At 73.2% G+C, this 19,677-nt stretch carries 20 protein-coding genes; 10 read left to right on the top strand and 10 right to left on the bottom strand.

What is annotated here, in order from left to right:
* The first annotated feature begins 240 nt into the window (after positions 1–240).
* On the top strand, positions 241–1,686 hold the full coding sequence (locus tag ACZ5XZ_RS36675; RefSeq protein ID WP_468986373.1) for an alkaline phosphatase PhoX: 1,446 nt from the start codon (positions 241–243) through the stop codon (positions 1,684–1,686).
* Between the two features lie 26 nt (positions 1,687–1,712).
* On the opposite strand, the gene ACZ5XZ_RS36670 is transcribed toward ACZ5XZ_RS36675, so the two are convergent.
* Positions 1,713–2,600 (bottom strand): class I SAM-dependent methyltransferase, encoded by an 888-nt coding sequence (locus tag ACZ5XZ_RS36670; protein ID WP_468986370.1) that lies wholly within the window; start codon positions 2,598–2,600, stop codon positions 1,713–1,715.
* 71 nt (positions 2,601–2,671) lie between these two features.
* Between ACZ5XZ_RS36670 and ACZ5XZ_RS36665 the strand changes: the two genes are divergently transcribed.
* Positions 2,672–3,727: an MsnO8 family LLM class oxidoreductase gene (locus ACZ5XZ_RS36665; RefSeq protein WP_468986368.1), complete on the top strand. Its 1,056-nt coding sequence runs from the start codon at positions 2,672–2,674 to the stop codon at positions 3,725–3,727.
* Here the strand turns inward: ACZ5XZ_RS36665 and ACZ5XZ_RS36660 are convergent.
* The 3 genes from ACZ5XZ_RS36660 to ACZ5XZ_RS36650 all read right to left on the bottom strand — a co-directional run bounded on the left by ACZ5XZ_RS36660 (position 3,702) and on the right by ACZ5XZ_RS36650 (position 6,213).
* Positions 3,702–4,913 carry a TerD family protein gene (locus ACZ5XZ_RS36660; protein ID WP_468986425.1) on the bottom strand — a complete coding sequence of 404 codons (1,212 nt, stop codon included), beginning with the start codon at positions 4,911–4,913 and terminating at the stop codon, positions 3,702–3,704. The two genes, ACZ5XZ_RS36665 and ACZ5XZ_RS36660, sit on opposite strands and share 26 nt — an antisense overlap.
* 79 nt (positions 4,914–4,992) lie before the next feature.
* Positions 4,993–5,262, bottom strand: coding sequence for a GlsB/YeaQ/YmgE family stress response membrane protein (locus tag ACZ5XZ_RS36655; RefSeq protein ID WP_384442342.1), 270 nt, complete (start codon positions 5,260–5,262; stop codon positions 4,993–4,995).
* Between the two features lie 132 nt (positions 5,263–5,394).
* Positions 5,395–6,213 carry an NAD-dependent epimerase/dehydratase family protein gene (locus ACZ5XZ_RS36650; RefSeq protein WP_468986366.1) on the bottom strand — a complete coding sequence of 273 codons (819 nt, stop codon included), beginning with the start codon at positions 6,211–6,213 and terminating at the stop codon, positions 5,395–5,397.
* Between the two features lie 302 nt (positions 6,214–6,515).
* On the opposite strand from ACZ5XZ_RS36650, the gene ACZ5XZ_RS36645 reads away from it, so the two are divergent.
* Together ACZ5XZ_RS36645 and ACZ5XZ_RS36640 are read left to right on the top strand one after the other, a co-directional pair.
* A complete protein-coding gene (locus ACZ5XZ_RS36645; RefSeq protein ID WP_468986364.1) occupies positions 6,516–7,493 on the top strand; it encodes a 5-dehydro-4-deoxyglucarate dehydratase in 978 nt (325 codons plus the stop codon).
* Positions 7,493–8,830, top strand: a complete 1,338-nt coding sequence (locus ACZ5XZ_RS36640; RefSeq protein ID WP_468986362.1) for a hypothetical protein — start codon at positions 7,493–7,495, stop codon at positions 8,828–8,830. The genes ACZ5XZ_RS36645 and ACZ5XZ_RS36640 overlap by 1 nt, the downstream gene beginning before the upstream one ends.
* 12 nt (positions 8,831–8,842) lie before the next feature.
* Here ACZ5XZ_RS36640 and ACZ5XZ_RS36635 read toward each other — a convergent pair whose 3' ends face one another.
* Both ACZ5XZ_RS36635 and ACZ5XZ_RS36630 read right to left on the bottom strand, forming a co-directional pair.
* On the bottom strand, positions 8,843–9,043 hold the full coding sequence (locus ACZ5XZ_RS36635) for a DUF397 domain-containing protein (RefSeq protein WP_468986359.1): 201 nt from the start codon (positions 9,041–9,043) through the stop codon (positions 8,843–8,845).
* Positions 9,040–9,876, bottom strand: a complete 837-nt coding sequence (locus ACZ5XZ_RS36630; protein WP_468986357.1) for a helix-turn-helix domain-containing protein — start codon at positions 9,874–9,876, stop codon at positions 9,040–9,042. Before ACZ5XZ_RS36630 ends, ACZ5XZ_RS36635 begins: the two co-directional genes overlap by 4 nt.
* A 107-nt stretch (positions 9,877–9,983) precedes the next feature.
* On the opposite strand from ACZ5XZ_RS36630, the gene ACZ5XZ_RS36625 reads away from it, so the two are divergent.
* Positions 9,984–10,169, top strand: coding sequence for a hypothetical protein (locus tag ACZ5XZ_RS36625; protein ID WP_468986354.1), 186 nt, complete (start codon positions 9,984–9,986; stop codon positions 10,167–10,169).
* Between the two features lie 297 nt (positions 10,170–10,466).
* Complete coding sequence (locus ACZ5XZ_RS36620; protein WP_468986351.1) at positions 10,467–11,582, top strand: methyltransferase domain-containing protein; 1,116 nt, start codon at positions 10,467–10,469, stop codon at positions 11,580–11,582.
* Positions 11,583–11,629: 47 nt separating this feature from the next.
* Here ACZ5XZ_RS36620 and ACZ5XZ_RS36615 read toward each other — a convergent pair whose 3' ends face one another.
* The 3 genes from ACZ5XZ_RS36615 to ACZ5XZ_RS36605 all read right to left on the bottom strand — a co-directional run bounded on the left by ACZ5XZ_RS36615 (position 11,630) and on the right by ACZ5XZ_RS36605 (position 14,723).
* Positions 11,630–12,397, bottom strand: coding sequence for a response regulator transcription factor (locus tag ACZ5XZ_RS36615; protein WP_468986349.1), 768 nt, complete (start codon positions 12,395–12,397; stop codon positions 11,630–11,632).
* A 69-nt stretch (positions 12,398–12,466) separates the two neighbouring features.
* Entirely contained in the window at positions 12,467–13,681 is a 1,215-nt protein-coding gene (locus tag ACZ5XZ_RS36610; protein ID WP_468986423.1) for a sensor histidine kinase, read from the bottom strand.
* 271 nt (positions 13,682–13,952) lie between these two features.
* A complete protein-coding gene (locus tag ACZ5XZ_RS36605) occupies positions 13,953–14,723 on the bottom strand; it encodes an IclR family transcriptional regulator (RefSeq protein ID WP_384442319.1) in 771 nt (256 codons plus the stop codon).
* A 213-nt stretch (positions 14,724–14,936) separates the two neighbouring features.
* Here ACZ5XZ_RS36605 and ACZ5XZ_RS36600 point away from each other — a divergent pair, with 213 nt between their 5' ends.
* Positions 14,937–16,487 (top strand): aldehyde dehydrogenase (NADP(+)), encoded by a 1,551-nt coding sequence (locus ACZ5XZ_RS36600; protein ID WP_468986346.1) that lies wholly within the window; start codon positions 14,937–14,939, stop codon positions 16,485–16,487.
* Between the two features lie 11 nt (positions 16,488–16,498).
* Positions 16,499–17,047 (top strand): GNAT family N-acetyltransferase, encoded by a 549-nt coding sequence (locus ACZ5XZ_RS36595; protein ID WP_468986344.1) that lies wholly within the window; start codon positions 16,499–16,501, stop codon positions 17,045–17,047.
* On the opposite strand, the gene ACZ5XZ_RS36590 is transcribed toward ACZ5XZ_RS36595, so the two are convergent.
* Positions 16,980–17,678, bottom strand: coding sequence for a class I SAM-dependent methyltransferase (locus ACZ5XZ_RS36590; protein ID WP_468986341.1), 699 nt, complete (start codon positions 17,676–17,678; stop codon positions 16,980–16,982). The two genes, ACZ5XZ_RS36595 and ACZ5XZ_RS36590, sit on opposite strands and share 68 nt — an antisense overlap.
* 78 nt (positions 17,679–17,756) lie before the next feature.
* On the opposite strand from ACZ5XZ_RS36590, the gene ACZ5XZ_RS36585 reads away from it, so the two are divergent.
* Both ACZ5XZ_RS36585 and ACZ5XZ_RS36580 read left to right on the top strand, forming a co-directional pair.
* A complete protein-coding gene (locus ACZ5XZ_RS36585) occupies positions 17,757–18,461 on the top strand; it encodes a DsbA family oxidoreductase (RefSeq protein WP_468986339.1) in 705 nt (234 codons plus the stop codon).
* A gap of 55 nt (positions 18,462–18,516) precedes the next feature.
* Entirely contained in the window at positions 18,517–19,578 is a 1,062-nt protein-coding gene (locus ACZ5XZ_RS36580) for an aminotransferase class V-fold PLP-dependent enzyme (RefSeq protein ID WP_468986337.1), read from the top strand.
* Positions 19,579–19,677: the final 99 nt, after the last annotated feature.

Raw genomic sequence — 19,677 nt, 5'->3', positions numbered from 1 at the left:
CAAACAGGCCCCGTGCAAATACCCACGCACCACCCCAGGCCCACCGCCCGAGGGGGAACCCCAGACAGCCCCTATTTAGCCCCCCGAGGGTGGGCCCCCCCCCCCCCCCCCCCCGACCGCTTCCGGACAGGTCGCAACCGCTTCCTGGATGTCGCGCCGTGTTCAGCTGGAGTTCGACGGCGCACGAAAGCGTGTGCGCGCAGGCACAGGGGAGCAGAACCGGCCATCTGGGAGATGACAATGCCGCTCACGCGCAGAGACTTCGCCAAACGTTCCGCCCTCACCGGCGCCGGGGTCGCGCTGGCCGGGAGCGTCGGCGTGCTGGCGACCGCGCCCGGCGCCATCGGCGAGGAGGCGCCCGACGGCGCACCGGACGGCAACGGCCACCGGGCCGGCTACGGACCGCTGGTCCCGGACCCCGACGGCATCCTCGCGCTGCCCGCCGGCTTCTCGTACCGGATCATCACCCGCTCCGGCGTCACCACGCTCGACAGCGGTGAGTCCACCCCCTCCCACCACGACGGCACCGGCACCTTCGAGGGCCACCGCGGCACCACCCTCCTGGTCAACAACCACGAGCTGAAGGGCCCGCGCGCCAACTGGCCGCACCCGGTGCCGCTGGCCGAAGGACTGGTCTACGACCCGGCGGCGTCCGGCGGCTGCACGGTCGTCGAGGTCGCCAAGGACGGCACCCCGGTCGGCGAGTGGGTCGGCATCGCCGGTACGTCCACCAACTGCGCGGGCGGCACCACCCCTTGGGGCACCTGGCTCACCGGCGAGGAGACCGAGGACAAGGCCGGTGAGCACGGCATGACCAAGGACCACGGCTATGTCTTCGAGGTCGACCCCTACGACCGCCGGGCCGGCCGCGACCCCAAGCCCCTCAAGGTGCTGGGCCGTTACGCCCACGAGGCCGTCGTCGTCGACCCCAAGCGCGGCCACCTGTACCTGACCGAGGACGCCTCCGGCCCCAACGGCCTGTTCTACCGCTGGACCCCGCCGCACGGATTCCGCCACGGCGGCGGTCAGTTGCGCTCGTTGGCCGCCGACTCCGGTGTGCTGGAGGCCTTCAAGTGCTTCGACTCCGGCGGCCGGTTCGTCGACGACCTCTCGCGTGCCACCAAGACCGGCACGGTCTACGGCGTCGACTGGGTCGAGGTCCCCGACCGCGACGCGCGGACGGTCTCGGTGCGCAAGCAGTTCAAGGACGGCGAGGTCACCCGCGCCCGCAAGCTGGAGGGCCTGTGGTGGGCCGACGGCGGCGCGTACGTCGTGTCCTCCTACGCCCGTGAGGAGAGCCCCGTCCGGCACGACGGACAGGTCTGGTTCTACGACCCGCGGCGGCGGACCCTGACCCTGAAGGTGCTGCTGGGCGTCAACCCGGACCCCTCCAAGGACGGCGCGCTCGACGGCCCCGACAACATCACCGTCTCGCCCTACGGCGGACTGATCATCGCCGAGGACGGCGAGGGCGTACAGCACCTCTTCGGGGCCACCGACGACGGCCGGACCTACCCGATCGCCCGCAACGACCTCAACATCGGCACCCCCGAGAAGCCGGAGTTCAGCGAGTTCACCGGCCCCGTCTTCTCCCCGGACGGACAGACGCTGTTCGCCAACATCCAGGACCCCGGCATCATGCTGGCCATCACCGGGCCCTGGAAGCGGCAGCGCCGGCAGCGCTAGGGCCTGTCCGGGCGGCCGGGCCGGGCTCAGCCCGCCCCGGCCGTCAGCACGTAGTAGTCCAGCAGACCGGTCTCGTACGCCGTGAGATAGCGGCGCGCCCACCGGTCCCGGGGCTCTGGCTGCTGGGCCAGGTAGCGGTCGTACGGCTCCCAGACCCCGTCGCCGATCGGCCGCACCCGGACGCCCCACAGACCCGCCGCGGCCAGCGTCGCGGCGACCTCGTCGACCACGTGCGGGACGTCCAGGCCGTCGGCGTACGGCGGCAGCAGCTCGGGCAGTACCCGGGCGGCCTCCCGGCTGCGGGCGAAGAACGTCGTCAGCGCCAGCCGGCCGCCGGCGCGCAGCACCCGCGCCGCCTCCCGGGCGAACGCGGCCGGATCGCGGAAGTGCTGCGCGGCCTCGACGGAGTACAGCAGGTCGACGGCGTCGTCGGGGAGCGGGATCCGCTCGGCGGCGCCCAGCACGAAGTCCAGCCGGCCCGCGCGCCCCGCGGGCCCGCCGAGCAGCGCCGCGTGCGTCTCCCGGGCGCGGGCGATCTGGTCCGGGTGGGCGTCCAGGCCGATGACCGAGCCCAGCGCGAACTCCCGCAGCGCCAGCGCGCAGCCCAGACCGCGCCCGCAGCCGACCTCCAGGGCGGTGCGGCCCTTGGGCCGGTCGAAGGTGCCGAGCACCAGGCGGTAGAGGTCCTGTTCGCTGCGCACCCGGTCGGCCTCGGTCAGCGGCCGGCCGTCGATGTCCGCCAGCCCCGCCCAGTAGCCGAAGTTGATGAAGCCGCCGGCGAAGGCCGGGACGGTGCTCAGGTCCAGCTCCCCGTAGATCTTCGCGACCCGCTCGGGGAGTTCCGGCGGTGGCTCGGGGCCGTCCGGGTGATCCGCGGGTCCGGCTGCGCCGGCCGGCGGCGGCTGCGGGGCCATCGAACACTCCTCGTGCGGGCGGCGGTGGGGGCGGGGAATCTTGCGGGCGCGGGGACGTTGAAGCAGAGGTGGTGAGCTCGACGATACGGACGACACAATTCTCGATCCTGGACCGTTCCCGCACCAGGGAAGGCCATGCCCAGGCGGCGGCGCTGCGGGACACAGTGGACCTGGCGCGGCGCGCCGAGGAGCTGGGCTACCACCGCTTCTGGGTCTCCGAGCACCACAGCGTGCCCGGGGTGGCCGGCTCCGCGCCCACGGTGCTGGCCGCCGCGGTGGCCTCGGCGACCGCCGAGATCCGGGTCGGCACCGGCGGCGTGATGCTGCCCAACCACCGTCCGCTGGTGGTCGCCGAGCAGTTCGGGGTGCTGGAGTCGCTCTTCCCCGGACGGATCGACATGGGCCTGGGCCGGTCGGTGGGCTTCACCGGCGGCATCCGCCGCGCGCTGGGCGCCGAGAAGGACGCCACCGACGACTTCGCCGACCGGCTCGCCGAGCTCCTCGGGTACTTCACGGGCACTCAGACCGCCCACCCGCAGGTCCATGCGCGCCCCGCCGAGGGCCTGCGGATCCCGGCCTTCGTCCTGGCCACCGGCGCCGGTGCGCGGATCGCCGCGGCGGCCGGGCTGGGCCTGGTCATCGGCGACTTCCGGGGCCGGCAGCAGATGCTGGACGCCATCGACGCCTACCGGCAGGCCTTTCGCCCCTCGGCCTTCTGGCAGCGGCCGTATGTGGTGCTCTCCCAGACGGTGGCCGTGGCCGGCACGACGGAGCAGGCGCGCCGGCTGCTGCTGCCGGAGGCCCGCTCGCTGGCGTACTCCCGCACCCACGGCGTCTTCCCGCCGCTGCGGCCCGCCGAGGACGGACCGGCGGCGGCCGCCCTGCCGGAGCGTGAGCGCGGCTTCTACGAGGAGGCCCTGCGCGGCCAGCTGTACGGCACACAGGAGCAGGTCGCCGACGCCCTCGGCGCACTGCTCGACCGCAGCGCCGCGGACGAGGTGCTGGTGACGACCAGCACCTACGAGCGCGCGGCGCTGCTGGAGTCGTACGAGCGGCTGGCCCGGGTGGCGGGGCTGGTCGCCCGGCCCGCCGGGCCGGTCCTCACAGCGCCTGCCCGGCCGGTTTGACCATGCCGCGCACCGTCCGGGCGTCGACGAACTCGCCCATCGCCGTCATCTCCCACTCGCCGGAGAACTGGCGGATGAGCTTGGCCATCATCACGCCCGTGCGGGGCTCGGAGTGGGTGAGGTCGAAGCGGACCAGCTCCTCGCCGCTCTGCGCGTCCAGCAGGCGGCAGTAGGCCTTGGCGACGTCGGAGAACTTCTGGCCGGAGAAGGAGTTCACGACGAAGACCAGGCCGGTCACCTCCGGCGGGACGCCGCCGAGGTGGACGGTGATGGCCTCGTCGTCGCCGGCGCCCTCGCCGGTGAGGTTGTCGCCCGAGTGCTGGACGGCGCCGCCCAGGATCATCAGCTTGCCGAAGAAGCAGTTGTCGATCTTCTTGCGGTCCGGTCCGTAGGCGATGACGGAGGCGTCCAGGTCGATGTTCTTGCCGCGGAAGGCGGGCTCCCAGCCGAGGCCCATCCGGACCGAGCTGAGCAGCGGCTTGCCGCCCTTGACCAGCGAGACGGTCTGGTTCTTCTGGAGGCTGACCCGCCCCTTGTCGAGGTTGACCTTGCCGGAGCCGGGTGCGGCGGGAGCGGCTGCCGGCGGCGGGGCCACCGGGGCGGGGGCGCCGGCCGGCGGTCCCCACTGCCCGGCGGGGGCCGGGGGAGCGGGCGGCGCGGCCGGGGGCGTCTGCGGGGCGGCCGCGGGCGCGGCCGGCTCCTCCACGCTGACGCCGAAGTCGGTGGCGATACCGGCCAGACCGTTGGCATAGCCCTGGCCGACGGCGCGCACCTTCCAGGCGCCGTTGCGGCGGTAGATCTCGACGACCACCAGCGCGGTCTCGGTGCCCAGCCGGGGCGGGGTGAAGGTGGCGATGGTGCTGCCGTCGTCGGCGTTGCGGACCGTACCGGTCGGCTCCGTGCCGGCGAAGGTGGCGCCGGGGGTGTCCAGGCTCGCGGTGACCACGATCTTCTCGATGCCGTCGGGGACGGCGGCGGTGTCCACCGTGATGGTGTCACCGCCGCCGGCCGCCGCGGAGTGGGTCACGCCCGGTCCGGCGGGCTGGTTGTAGAACACGAAGTCGTCGTCGGAGCGCACCTTGCCGTCGGCGGCGAGCAGCAGGCCCGACACATCCAGCCGTACGGGAGCGGTGACGTCCACCGCCACCCGCGCGGTGGTGAGCGGGAGGTTCGAGCCAGGAGTCATAGCGGTCATGCCGGGACCAACGATCGGCTCGCCTTTGCGGTTCCATTACCCGCGGCCGGACGGCGGCCGGGGCCGGCCGTCATCGCTCGCGGGAGTTGCCGAAGAGCAGCCGGTAGGCGATCAGCAGGACCAGGGCCCCGGCGATCGAGGCGATCCACATGGACGGTTCGCCGAAGTCCTTCGGTATCGGGCGGTGCAGGAACTTCGTGGACAGCCAGCCGCCGATGAAGGAGCCCACGATGCCGATCAGGGTCGTGCCGACCAGTCCGCCCGGGTCCCGTCCCGGCAGCAGGACCTTGGCGATGACGCCCGCGATCAGCCCCAGTACGAGCCAGCTGACGATGCCCATGATGCGTTCCTCGTTCCTGCGCGGAGGGTTGGTACGTACACGAGGACGCCACCGGGGCGGGCGGGGTTCCGTGCCGTGGCGCGGGCCACGTGCGGATCCGGCCGCGGTGCGGCGGCCGGATCCCCGCCGGTCTCAGTACGGCCACCGGGGCGGGTCGGTGCAGAAGGCGCCGCCGAGGTGGGCGTGTTCGGGGGCGGTGGGGTCCAGTTCGCCCTGCGCGGCGAGGAGTTGCGCGGCGTACGGCTCGGAGTCGTCCTGCGGCTCGTACCCCAGGGCGCGGGCGGTCGACAGGTCCCACCACAGGCGGGTGTTGGCGGAGGAGCCGTAGACGACGCGGTGGCCGACGTCCGGTGCGGTGAGCGCGGCGTGCAGCAGCCGGGCGCAGTCGGCCGGGCTGAGCCAGATCGACAGCATCCGCACCGAGGTCGGTGCGGGGAAGCAGGAGCCGATGCGGATCGAGACGGTCTCGATGCCGTGCAGGTCCCAGTAGAGCGAGGCGAGGTCCTCGCCGAACCCCTTGGACAGGCCGTAGTAGGTGTCGGGGCGGCGCGGGGTGTCGACGGGGATGGCGGCGGACCCGTCGGCGGGGCGCGGGGTGAAGCCGACGGCGTGGTTGGAGGAGGCGAAGACGATCCGCTTCACGCCCGCCTCGCGCGCCGCCTCGTAGAGGTGGTAGGTGCCCTCGATATTGGCGCGCAGGATCTTCTCGAACGACGCCTCCAGGGAGATTCCGGCGAGGTGGACGACGGCGTCGACGCCGCGTACGGCCTCGCGCAGCGCCTCCTCGTCGGCGAGGTCGGCGGTGATGACGTCCTCGTCGGCGGCCGCGTCGTCGATGGCGCGCCGGTCGAAGAGGCGCAGCCGGTAGCCGTGGGGCGGCAGCAGTGCGCGCATCAGGGTGCCGAGCCCGCCGGCGGCGCCGGTGAGCAGAACGGTGCGGGGTGCGGTCATGGGCAAAAACTCCTCCGGCTGGGTGGCGGGACGGCCCGGGGCCGCGGGGCGGTGCGTGCCGCGGGACCGCCGCGCTGCGGGCGCTCTGCGCGGCAAGGCTAGGTCCACGAACGGAATTCAGGTGGGTGGACGAAGCGTGGTGGGGGGATTGCCGCCGGTCAAGCCGGTTGACGGACCGGGTACATCCGCTTGCGGGGCCGCAGTTGTGCGCTCTTGACCCGTACCGAGGGCTGCTCTAGCGTGGCGAGTTCAGAAATATGGACACAGATCATAAGCATGCACGTGCATGTGAGGGAGAGCCCGTGACCGCACACCCTCCCCCAGCCACCGCTGGGCGGCACCCCCGGCTCGCCGACCGCCTCGACGGACCGCTGTTCTTCCCCGTGACCGCGTACACGCCCGACGGCACCCTGGACCTGAGGACCTTCCGGGCGCATGTGCGGGCCGGCGTCGACGCGGGTGCGGCCGCCGTCTTCGCCGCCTGCGGCACCGGCGAATTCCACGCGCTCACCCCCGAGGAGTTCGCCGACTGCGTCGCGGCCGCGGTCGAGGAGGCCGCGGGACGCGTCCCGGTCGTCGCCGGCACGGGCTACGGCACCGCGCTCGCCGTCCACTTCGGCCGCCTCGCCCGCGAAGCCGGCGCCGACGGGCTGCTCGCCATGCCGCCCTACCTCGTCGTCGCCGACCAGGAGGGGCTGCGGCGGCACTACACCGAACTCGCCGCCGCCACCACGCTCCCGGTCATCGTCTACCAGCGGGACAACGCCGTCTTCACGCCCGCCACCGTCGCCGCCCTGGCCGCGACCCCGGGCATCATCGGCCTCAAGGACGGCCTGGGCGACCTCGACCTGATGCAGCGCATCATCAGCACCGTCCGCACCGACGCCCCCGACGAGGACTTCCTCTACTTCAACGGCCTGCCCACCGCCGAACTCACCGGCCCCGCCTACCTGGGCCTGGGCGTGCGCCTGTACTCCTCCGCCGTCTTCGCCTTCGCCCCCGAGATCGCCCTCGCCTTCCACAGGGCGCTGGCCGCCGGCGACGCCGCCACCGTGACCCGGCTGCTGGACGGCTTCTACCGGCCGCTGGTCGAACTGCGCAACCAGGGCCGCGGTTACGCCGTATCGCTGGTCAAGGCGGGCGTACGGCTGCGCGGCCTGGACGTCGGCGCGGTCCGGCCCCCGCTCAGCGAACCGGCCCCCGCGCACATCGAGGAGCTGGCCGGGCTGATCGACCGCGGTCTGGCCCTGGCCGCCCAAGCGCCGGGAGCCGGCGCCTGATGCGCACCGCCGCCTTCCTCTACCCCTGGGACGTGGTCGGCGACCCGGCCGCCGCCGAACGCCTCGCCGGCCTCGGCATCCGGCAGGTCACCCTGGCCTCCGCCTACCACTCCACCCGCGCCCTCACCCCGCGCCACCCCCGCCACCGCATCGTCACCGCCCGGCACGCCGCCGTCTACTACCCGCCCGACCCCGCCCGCTGGGCCGGCCGGGAACTGCGGCCCCACACCCAGGACTGGACGGCGGGCCCGGACGCCTTCGGCGCGGCCGCGGGGGAGCTGGCCGACGCCGGGGTGGAGGTGCACAGCTGGGTCGTCCTGGCCCACGACTCCCGCCTGGGCGCCGAGCACCCGACCGCCGTCGTCCGCAACGCCTACGGCGACCCCTACCCCTGGGCGCCGTGCATCGCCCGGCCCGAAGTGCGCGCCCACCTCGTCGCGCTCGCCGCCGAGGCGGCCGTACGGCCCGGCGCCCGCGGCAGTGAGCTGGAGTCCTGCGGCTGGTACGGACTGGCCCATCCGCACGCCCACGACAAGATCGGCGGGGTGCCGCTCTCCGGCGCCGCCGAGTATCTGATGTCGGTCTGCTTCTGCTCGGTGTGCGCACACGGGTACGGCGAACTCGGCATCCCGGCAGCGGAGTTGAGGGCCGCCGTGGTGCGGGCCCTGGAGTCGCTGTGGACGACTGACCCGGGCGGGCTGGAGAGGGGCGTCCCGGGTGGTCCGGACAGGAACGTCCCGAGCGTCCGCTCCGGGCCGGAGCCGGCCGAAGACCCTTGCGGGAGACGGGCGGAGTGGGCGGCGGTCGAGGCGCTGCTCGGCGCGGAGCCCGCGGGGCTGCTGCGCGTCTGGCGCGACCGGGCCGCCCGTACGCTGCAGCGCGCGGCGGTGCGGGCCGTACGGGACGCCGCGGCGGACGGGTTCCGGGTGCTGCTGCACGCCGACCCCGCCGCGCACCGCTGCGGCGCCAACGCCGGGGTGGACCCGGTGGACGTGCTCGCGCACGCCGACGGCGTGGTGCTGCCGTGCACCGGCGACGCCGCCACCCGCGCCGCCGTACTCGGACCGTTCACCGGCCGCCCGCGCGGTGCCGGCCCGGGCACCGGGGCGACTCCCGCCGTCGAGGCCGCCGAGGCGGTCGGGGTCGCCGCACCGACGGTGGCCGCCAACCTCACCGTGGTCTCCGGCATGGGCGGCAGCCCCCGCACCCTCGCCGCCGACGCCGCGCACGCCGCCTCGCTGGGCGCGACGGAACTGCGGCTCTACCACGCGGGGCTGGCGAGCGACGGGGACCTGGCCGCCGTAGGGGACGCGCTGCACGAGATCGGGCGCGGGTGAGCGCATGCGCCTCTACGGAGTGGAGAGGTTCCCGGTCTTCACCTCGTCCACGAACGAGGACCAGGACGACGCGGGGAAGACCAGCCTCGGGCCGTGCGGGGCCTTGGAGTCACGGACGGGAACGACGCCCGGGATGTTGGCGGCAACCTCGATGCAGTTGCCGCCGTTGTTGCTGTAGGAGGACTTGAACCAGCGGGGGGAATCGGTTGTCACGGGGTGCCCTTTCGTGCCTCGTTGATCATGGCTATCGATGCCGCCTGGGGCAGCGCCTCGGCCTGTAATTGATGGTAGGCCGTCAACAGAGGCAGTACGGATGTGGTCTCGCGTTCCAGGTGCCCCCGAATCTGGGATTCTGCGTACGCGATCACGGACAGGTCCGGCAGCGTCAGCAAGTTCATCGGGAGGTCAAACGGGCGGCGCTCCCCTATGCCGTACGGGGCGATCTGGAGCACGGCGTTCGGCAGCTCCGCGACCTCGGCCAGACGCGCCAACTGCGCGTCCATGACCTCTTGTCCGCCGACACCTCTACGGATGCAACTCTCGTCCATCACCACCAGCATCATGGGAGGGCGGGGCCGTTGTAACGCGGCCTGCCGCTCCGCCAGGAACGAGACTCGGTCGTCTGCTTGCTCAGGTGTGATCGCCCCACGCCGTACGGCGCTGTCTGCCAGAACCCGGGCGTACGCCGGTGTCTGTAGAAGTCCGGGGATGATTCCGATTTCGTACAGCCGGATCTCCGCCGCTCGGCCCTCGTGCCCCACGTACTCCGGGAATCCCTCCAGAAGGCCGCCGAACTTGACGTTGCGCCACTCACGCTCGAACGAATCCTCCGTGCCCTCAACACCGAATGCGTGGTCAGCGCTACGCGAGAAGCGGGAAGTCGGAAACTTGTTGCCATTTTCCACGCCCGAGATGTGCACGGCCGAGTAACCCATGCGCCCGGCTAGATCCACTTGAGTCCAGCCACGTTCTTTCCGCAGCCTGCGTAGACGCGCTCCATAGGCCGCTTGTGGCGACGCACCCGGGTTCAACTCGTTCTGGTTCATCAACTCCTCCATCAACTTAGCTTCCACAGCTAGGAAGTTGATTCATTCCCAGGGCAGCGCCACGCTGAACCTCCCCAGTAGTGGAAGCACTACGGAGAGGAGTTGCCGTGCCCGGCAAGCTGACCCCACCCGTACAACTCGGCGAACCCCAGCCCAAGCCGAAACCTGCGGCCAACTGTGACATCTGCCAGGCGCTGGTACATGAGCGGCAGATCGCGGAGGCGCGGGGAGACATGAGCAAGGTCGTCGACCTGAACATCGAACTTCGAAGCCACCCGGGGCACAAGCGGTGACAGAGGCCGTGTTCCCTTGGGGCTCGGCTGAGGCCAGGGTGAAGACCAGGCCTCTCAAGGAGGAGAATCGGTGAACATTCGATCGATCATCCAGTTCGCACAAGGTGGCGGGCGCGGCAAGGATGAGGACGACGGGGACGGGCATCCCGGTCAGCCGTGGTCGCCGACCGATGAGCCCCACCCGGACGGTTCGACGCCTCCTGGCGATGGGGACCACCGAAAGTGACGAGTTCTGGTGAGCAGGCGGGGCGGCCCACACGTGAGGAGTTGGGCCGTCTCCTCCTGGACGCAGGTGTGATGTCGCCCGACTGGGCCAAGGCGTATGAAGACGTGCCCCGCTCCCACTTCCTGCCAGAGTTGATGTGGCCGCATGACATGGCTACCGGCCGGAGTGTCGCGGTCGACAAAGAGCAGGAGCCGCAGGCGTGGCAGAGGTATGCCGACTCGGACGACCCCATCGTCACCCAGTGGGACGACGGCGCGCACGACGGCCACGAGCCGGGCAAGTTCTTCAGCTCGTCGTCGTCCATGCCGAGCCTGGTCTTCTCCATGCTGGCCGACCTTGACGTAAAACCGGGTCAGCGCGTGTTGGAGATCGGCACCGGCACCGGATGGAACGCCGCCCTTCTCGCGCACCGACTCGGAGTCGCGAACGTCGTCACCATGGAGGTGGACGGCACCGTCGCGTCAGAAGCCCAGCAGTCATTGGAGCGCTTCGGGCTCCTGGCAGAAGTGGTGCATGGAGACGGCTTTCTGGGCCATGCGAAACGGGCACCGTACGACCGCATCATCGCCACGTGCGGTCTACGAAAGGTCCCCTTCGCATGGGTGGAGCAGTCCAGCCCCAGAGGGGTGATCCTCGTTCCCTGGGGGACGTATTACGGGCCCGGTGAAGCCACCGCGCGCCTGGTGGTCGCCGAAGACCGCCGGAGTGCGTCAGGTCCGTTCTCGCGCCCCGTGGCATTCATGCGTATGCGTTCTCAGCGGTTCGTGTGGCCCCACCATGACAAGTACGTGCCAGCGGGCGCGATGGATGCTGCGGACACGTCGTTCACGACGATGACAGAGGCGGAGTTCTGCGGCACGGGGAGCTTCGACGTGATCGGATTCGCGTTGGGCCTGCGCGTGCCTGCCGTCGCCCACACTGCCGACCGAAAACGTGACGGCAAGCGCGCCGTGTGGTTCTACGGACTCTCGAACAAGTCATGGGCGGTCGTCGTCTTCCGCGATGACCGTAAGGAAGCCAAGGTGTATCAGTCGGGTCCCCGACGTCTCTGGGACGAAGTAGAAGACGCGTACAGATGGTGGGTGGAGCAAGAGCGCCCCGGCTTCAACCGCTTCGGGCTGACCGTGGACGCTGAGGGCGAGTGGGCATGGCTGGACTCACCCGACAACCCCGTGGTGGCTCCGTAGCCGGACAGGGCGCATGGCTGTGCCCCATAGCCCCGCCCCCGCCCCCCTCACCCCGGCCGGACGAACCCGCACTCGTACGCGGCGATCACCGCCTGGGTCCGGTCCCGCACCCCGAGTTTGGCCAGCACCCCCGCCACATGCGTCTTCACCGTGGCCGGCCCCACGCCCAGCCGCTCGGCGATCTCGGCGTTCGTCAGCCCGGCCGTCATCTGCCGCAGCACCGCCCGCTCCCGTTCGGACAACCGGGCCCGCAGCGTCCGTACCGCGTCCTGCGAGGCCCGCTCCCCGGCGTGCCGGGCGGCCAGACCGCGCACCGCCGCCGGAAACAGCAGCGAGTCGCTGCGCGCCACCAGCCGTACGGCCTGCACCAGGTCCTCCGCCCCGGACCGTTTGAGCAGGAAGCCGCTGGCGCCGGCCCGCAGCGCGTCGTACACATAGGCGTCGTTCTCGAAGGTCGTCACGACGATGATGCGCGGCGGCTCGGTCATCCCGGCGAGCACCTGCTCGGTCGCGCGGATCCCGTCGATCTCCGGCATCCGCACATCCATCAGCACGATGTCGGGGCGCAGCTGACGGATCAGCGGCACCGCCTCCGCGCCGGTCGCCGCCTCGCCCACGACCTCCATGTCGTCCTCGGCGCCCAGGATCGCGCGCAGCGCCGTACGCACCATCCGCTCGTCGTCGGCGAGGACGATGCGCAGCGGACGGGGCCGGTCGCGGCCGCTGCCGCCGTTCCCGTTGCCGCAGTGGTCGCAGCCGTCGCCGTCCCCGTCGCCTTCGCCGGCCGTGCGGCCGTCGTCCCGCGTCGTGGTCATCTCCCGCGCCCCCTGTCTCCCGTCCGGTCTCCCGGCGCATGTCTCGGTGTCCCCATGGCCTCGGTGTCCCTACGGCCGTACGCCGCTGCGCGCACCGCGCTCCCTCCCCGCCAGCGGCAGCCGGGCCGTCAGCCGCCATACGCCGTCCCGCGGTCCGGCCGTCGCCTCGCCGCCCAGCAGCCTGGCCCGCTCGGCGATCCCCAGCAGTCCGCGGCCTCCACCCGTGCGGGGGGCCGGGACCGGCGAGCCGGGCGCCGGGCCGGTCACCGGACCGCTCACCGGGTTCTCCATCCGTAGTGTCAACTCCCGCTCGGTGCGGTGCACATACAGCTCCACCGGCACCGGCCCGGCGTGCCGCAGCGCATTGCTCAGGCCCTCCTGCACGATCCGGTACGCCTCCCGCGAGACCATCGGCGGCAGCCCCTTGCACCGCCCCTCCATCGTCGCCTCGACCCGGACGCCCGCCGCGCGGGTCCGTTCGAGCAGCGCCTCCAGCCCGTCCAGGGTGGGCGCCGGAGCCGCCGGATCGCTGCCGTTCTCCTCGCGCAACAGGCCCAGTACGGTGTCCAGTTCGGCGACCGCCTCACGGGTGGTGTCCTCGATGGCGGCCAGCGCCTGCCGGGCGAACTCCGGGTCGGTGTCCAGTACCCGGCGGGCCGCGCTCGCCTGCAGGGTGACCGCGCTCAGCGCATGCCCCACCGAGTCGTGCAGCTCGCGGGCCAGTCGGTTGCGGGTCGCCAGGTCGGCGGCCCGGCGCTCGGCGGCGGCCAGCCGGTCGGCGGGCGTGTGCCCCAGCAGGACCGGCGCCAGACGGGCCATGAGCTGCCCGGCTCCCCAGGACGTGCCGACCACCAGAGCCAGCAGCGCCAGCCCGGCGAGCGGGCCGAGCACGCCGGGGAAGGCCTCCTGCCACGCCGGGAAGCCGCGCTGGAGCCCCGTCGAGAACGGCAGCACCATCAGGGAGATCGCGGCCGGCGGCGCGGCCAGCGACATCCCGCTGACGATCCCGCCGGCCGCGTTGTGCGCCAGGAACCACAGCGCGGTACGCCGTCGGGCGGTCCACGAGTAGCCCGGCTCGTCGGCCAGCAGCTCTCCCGGCACACCGCAGAACGTCCGTACGGCGCCCACCGCCATGGACCGCGCCGGCGCGAAGACCAGCCCGGCCAGCCAGGCCAGCGGCAGGGCGAGGCCGAACGCGAGGAACTGGGTCGCGGCGTCGCGGTAGGGGTCGGCGCCGTCCATGACCAGCGACACGACGACCGAGGCCACCAGGAAGTACGGCATGAGGATCGCGCCGCCGATCACCAGATGGACCCAGCGCAGGGCGTTTCGCCGCAGTCGGTTCAGTCGCACCGCACGGCCCCGGGGGTCGAGGTGTGCGCGCGGTAGGGCGTCCGGCCGGGCTGAACGGTCATGGTGAGCAGTCTTCCGGCGCCGCCGCCCGCGCGCCTCGGCCGCGCCGACGATCCGCCTCCGCCGTACGGGGGAGGGAGGTCCGGGCAGTGTGGGGCGGGGGAGTGCTGGGAGGGGAGGGGGGCCGGACGGGGCCCTCGGATCACAGTCGCCGGGTGGCGAGCGTCAGCCGGTCGCGGGCGTCGAACAGCATGTCCTTGATCATCTGCTCGTGGTCCGGGGTCAGCCGGGCCACCGGCACCGAGCAGCTGATCGCGTCCCGGGCCGGGGTGCGGTAGGGGATCGCGACGCCGAAGCAGCGCAGGCCCAGGGTGTTCTCCTCGCGGTCGACCGCGTAGCCCTGCTCGCGCACCGCGTGCAGCTCCTCGATCAGCTGCTCGCGGTCGGTGATGGTGTGCTCGGTCAGCTGCGCGAGGGTCGCCGGCAGCAGCGCCCGGACCTGGTCGTCGGTGTACGTCGCGAGCAGCGCCTTGCCCAGCGAGGTGGAGTGCGCGGGCAGCCGCCGGCCGACCCGGGTGAAGGGGCGCAGATAGTGCTGCGACTGGCGGGTGGCGAGGTAGACGACGTTGGTGCCGTCCAGCCGGGCGAGGTGGATGGTCTCGGTGGTGTCGTCGGAGAGCCGGTCCAGCGTCGGCCGGGCCGCCGCCACCACCTCGTCGCCGTCGATGTACGACGTGCCGACCAGCAGCGCGCGCACGCCGATGCCGTAGCGGGTGCCGGTCGCGTCCGTCTCGACCCAGCCCAGGTCGACGAGGGTGCGCAGCAGCATGTAGAGGCTGGACTTGGGGTAGCCCACGGCTTCCTGGACGGAGGCGAGCGAGTGCATACCGGGGCGGCCCGCGAAGTACTCGAGCAACTCGACCGTCCGCACCGCGGACTTCACCTGCGATCCACCGGTATCGGCAGCTGACATCGCCCTTGACCCCTCTGTTCGGACAGCCATAGAGTCCCAGATGTTCAATATCCGGGATGAAGTTCAGCATATCGAACGATGTCTGGTGTGCGGCAAGGCGCGAAAGCCCCGGGAGCGGCCGGGAGACGCCCAGCGCATCCCGGTACGCGGCGGCCCGGTAACAGCACAACAACCGGTACGACGCGGTATGGCAGCACTCGGGAGGAATGCACGGTGGCAGCGGCAGCAGCAGCACCAGTCTGGAGTGTCGACCCCCGAACCGGGAAGCGGCGGGAGCAGGTTGCGGTGGAGGCCACAGCCGACGAGGTGGACGCGGCGGTCCGTTCGGCGCACGCCGCCCGGGGCGCGCTCGCCGAACGTGCGGTGCGCGTCGCCCTGCTGCGCCGCGCCGCCGGGCTGCTCGACGAGGCGGGCGAGGCGGTCATCGAGGCCGCCGACGCCGAGACCGCGCTCGGCCCGGGCCGGCTCACCGGCGAACTCGGCCGCACCACCTACCAGTTGCGGGCCTTCGCCGACCTGGTCGAGGACGGCGCGTTCCTCGACGTACGGATCGACCGCGCCGACCCCGCCCTCACCCCGCCGCGGCCCGACCTGCGCCGCTACAAGATCCCGCTGGGCCCGGTCGCGGTCTACTCCGCCGGCAACTTCCCGCTCGCCTTCTCCGTGCCCGGCGGCGACACCGCCAGCGCCCTCGCGGCCGGCTGCCCGGTCGTGGTCAAGGCGCACCCCGACCACCCCGCCACCTCCGAGCTGTGCGCCGCGCTGCTGCGCCGGGCCGCGGCCGAGGCCGGCCTGCCGGACGGCGTGGTGAACCTGGTGCACGGCTTCCAGGCCGGTATCGACCTGGTCCGCCACCCGCTGATCGCCGCGGCCGGTTTCACCGGCTCGGTACGCGGCGGCCGCGCCCTGTACGACGCGGCCGCGGCCCGCCCGCACCCGATCCCCTTCCACGGCGAACTGGGCAGCCTCAACCCGGTCGTGATCACCGAGGCCGCGGCGGACGAGCGCGCCGAGCAGATCGGCGCGGGGCTGGCCGGCTCGATGACGCTGGGCGTCGGCCAGTTCTGCGTCAAGCCCGGCCTGGTCCTGGCGCCCGGCGGCGAGCGGGGCGAGCGGCTGCTGAAGTCGCTGACCGCCGCGGTCAGCGACACCGAGGCCGGTGTGCTGCTCGACCGCCGGATGCGCCAGGCGTTCCTCGACGGCGTCGCCGCCCGCGCCGGGCTCCCGGACGTCGCGGCGCCGGTGACCCCCGGCGCGGGCGGCGAGCACTCCGTCAGCCCCGGCTTCCTGACCGTCCCCGCCGCCCGCCTCGCCACCGAAGGGCCGCACGACCTCCTCCTCGAGGAGTGCTTCGGCCCGATCACCGTGGTCGCCCGCTACGCCGACGAGGCCGAGATCGGCGCCGTACTCGCCCGGCTCCCCGGCAACCTCACCGCGACGCTGCAGCTCGGCGAGGCGGAGGGAGCCGGCAGGGACGGCGCCGGGCTCGGCGCCCGGCTGCTCGCCGAGGTCACCGCGCTCGCCGGCCGCGTCGTCGTCAACGGCTGGCCGACCGGCGTCGCGGTCGCCCCCGCCCAGCACCACGGCGGCCCCTACCCGGCCACCACCTCCACCGCCACCTCCGTCGGTGGCACCGCCGTCGAACGCTGGCTGCGCCCCGTCGCCTACCAGGACACCCCGCCCGCGCTGCTGCCGCCCGAGCTGCGCGAGGACAACCCGCTCGGCCTGCCGCGCCGGGTGGACGGCCGCCCCGAAGGCGGGTAGGCCTGCACACCGTGGACCCCACTCCCGACGAGACCGCCGTGCAGGTCCGCGCCGCCACCTGCGCGGACCTGGCGGCGATCGCCGCCCTGGACACCGGCGCCCGCGCCGCCCACCACCACGCGCGCTTCCCCGGTACACCCTTCGACGCCCCGGCCGAGCACACCCGCTGCCACCGCGCCTGGTCGCGCGCCCTGCACTGCGACGACACCCCCGTGCTGTGCGCCGTACGGCACGGCACGGTCCTCGGCGCCGCCGCGTACCGCGGCCGGCACCCCCGGGCCACCGTCAAGCTCGACCAGCTCCACGTCGACCCCGCGCACTGGGGCACCGGCGTCGGCCGGGCCCTGCACACCGCCTGCCTGCACGCCTGGCACAGCGCCGGTTTCGCCCGCGCCGTCCTCGACGTCCGCTGGCACAACCACCGCGCCCGCGGCTTCTACGCCGGCCTCGGCTGGCGCCCCGACCGCCGGCCCGCCCCCGACGCCACCCACCTCACCCTGAGTCTGGACCTGGCTGCCGGCGCGCCCCCGACACCGGGGAGCCCTCCCGCCGCGCGATGAGCTGCAGCCGCTCGGCCGTCCGCCCGTCCGGCGTCGCCACCGAACCGGGCCGCTCCGCCACCACGCTGAAGCCCGCCGCCCGCACCACAGCGCGCAGCCGCTGCGGCGGATGGTGCCGGAACACCCCGCCGTCGGGCGTCTCGAACACCCCGTACGTGCCGTAGTGCCCGGCGAAGTGCGCATACCGCTCCCGGTTGAGCGCGTCGTCCTGCACCGGCACATCGCTCAGATACAGCACCCCGCCGGGCCGCACCAGCCGCCCCAGCTCCCCGACGATCGCCGACTGGTCCGCGTCCCGGGGAACACAGGTGAGCACCGCGAACAGCAGCGCCGCGTCGAACGAGCCGTCCTCGAACGGCAGCGGAAACCCCGCCCACCGCATCAGATCCAGCCCCGGATGCTCCCGCCGCCCCCGCGCGATCAGCGCCGCCGAGACGTCCACCCCGCGCACCCCGCGGTAGCCGAGCCCGGTCAGCTCGGCGGTCAGCCGCCCGTAGCCGCAGCCGTAGTCCAGCACCCGCGCGTCGCGCGGCAGGTACGCCCGGAGCAGCTCCGGATCGAGCGGATGGGTGAAGGTCTTGGCCGACCCGGTCGTCTCCCAGAATCCGAGGAAATCCTGTGGCGAGGTCATGCCCGGACGGTACCCGCGGAATAGTCCGGTGCCCCGCGAGGTTGAGCCGGGACATCCCCCGAGAAGGAAAGTCAGCTCATGCGCGTCGAAATCTGGTCCGACCTCGCCTGCCCCTGGTGCTACATCGGCAAGGCCCGCTTCGAGGCCGGGCTCGCCGCGTTCGCGCACCGCGACACCGTCGAGGTGGAACACCGCTCCTTCGAACTGGACCCGAAGGCACCGGCCCCCACCGACATCGCGGTCCTCGACATGCTCGCCACGAAGTACGGCGTGAGCCGCGCGCAGGCCGAGGCGATGGAGGCCCGGGTGGCCGAGGCGGCCGCGGCCGAGGGGCTCGACTATCGCTCCGACCGCATCCACGGCAACACCTTCGACCTGCACCGGCTGCTGCACGCCGGCAAGGCACACGGCGTCCAGGACGCGCTGCTCGACGCCTTCTACCGTGCCAACTTCGCCGAGGCCCGCCCGCTCGGCGACCCCGCCGTCCTCCGCGAGATCGCGGTCGCCGCCGGGCTGCCCGGCCAGGAGGCCGACCGGGTGCTCGCCGACCCCGCCGCGTACGCGACGGACGTGCGCGCCGACGAGCGCGAGGCCGCCGAGCTGGGCGCCACGGGCGTGCCGTTCTTCGTCATCGACCGCCGCTACGGCATCTCCGGCGGCCAGCCCGCGGAGGTCTTCCGGCAGGCCCTGGAGCGGGCGCACGCGGACGCGGCGGTGCAGCTCCTGCCGGTGGGCGACGCGGAGGTCTGCGGGGACGACGGTTGCGCCGTCCCCGGGACGTGAGCGCCACCGGAAAAGGCCGTGGACGGGGCGGGCCCGCGCCGCGCACAGTGGGATCATGCAGCGACGTGAGCCACTTGGCGGGGCCGAATTCGCGCCCGAGACGACCTATCTGAACTCCGCGTCCAGCGGACTCCTCCCCCGGCGCAGCGCGGCGGCCCTGCGCGCGGCTGTGGAGGAGTCCGCCTCCTACGGCACGATGGGCCGCGACTACTTCGCCGCCCCCAACGCCTCCCGCGCCGCCTTCGCCCGGCTGCTGGACGTCCCCGCCGAGCGGGTGGCCGTCGGCAGTTCGGTGGCGGTGCAGTCCGCCCTGATCGCTGCCTCCCTCCCGCCGGGCTCCGAAGTCCTCGCCCCCGAGGGGGACTTCAGCTCCCTGGTCAACCCGCTCGGCAGCCACCCCCATGTCAAGCTGCGCACCGTACCCCTGGAGGCGCTGGCCGACGCGGTGCGCCCCGGTACGGCGCTCGTCGCGTTCAGTGCCGTGCAGTCCCTGGACGGCCGGATCGCCGACCTCGCGGCCGTACGGGAGGCGGCCCGGACCCACGGGGCGCGCACGTTCGTCGACGCCACCCAGGCCGCCGGCTGGCTGCCGCTGCGCGCCGGGGACTTCGACTACCTGGTCAGCGGCGCCTTCAAATGGCTGCTGTGCCCGCGCGGTACGACCTTCCTGGCGTTCGGCGGCGACGCGCACCAGGACTCCGGCTGGCCGGCCGCGCTGCACGCCGGCTGGGTGGCCGGGGAGGACCTCGACGAGTCCACCTACGGCCTGGTCCGGCCGGCCGCCACGGCCCGGCGCTTCGACGAACCGCACGCCCACTTCTCGTACGTCGCCGCCGAGCACTCCCTCGCGCTCATCGAGGAGCTGGGCGTGCCCGCCGTCCACGCCCACAACACCCAGCTCGCCGCGTACTACCGCGAAGGGCTCGTCGCCCGCGGCCTGGTGCCCCGCCCCGCGCCCGGCTCGGCGATCGTCTCCACGCCCGGACTCGCCGGCGCGGAGCGCCGCCTGACGGAGGCGGGGGTGCGGATCGCGGTGCGCGGCGGACTGCTCCGCGCCGCCTTCCACCTCTACAACTCGACCGACGACGTGGACCGGCTGCTGTCACTGCTGACATAGCGACGGCGGGGGGGGGGGGGGGGGGGGGGGGGGGGGGGGGGGGGGGGGGGGGGGGAGGGGTGGGGGGGGGGGGGGGGGGGTGTAGGCAGGGGTGATGGG

The sequence above is a fragment of the Streptomyces sp. NPDC033270 genome, assembly GCF_055576575.1.
This window is presented reverse-complemented; position numbering and strand designations above follow the sequence as displayed.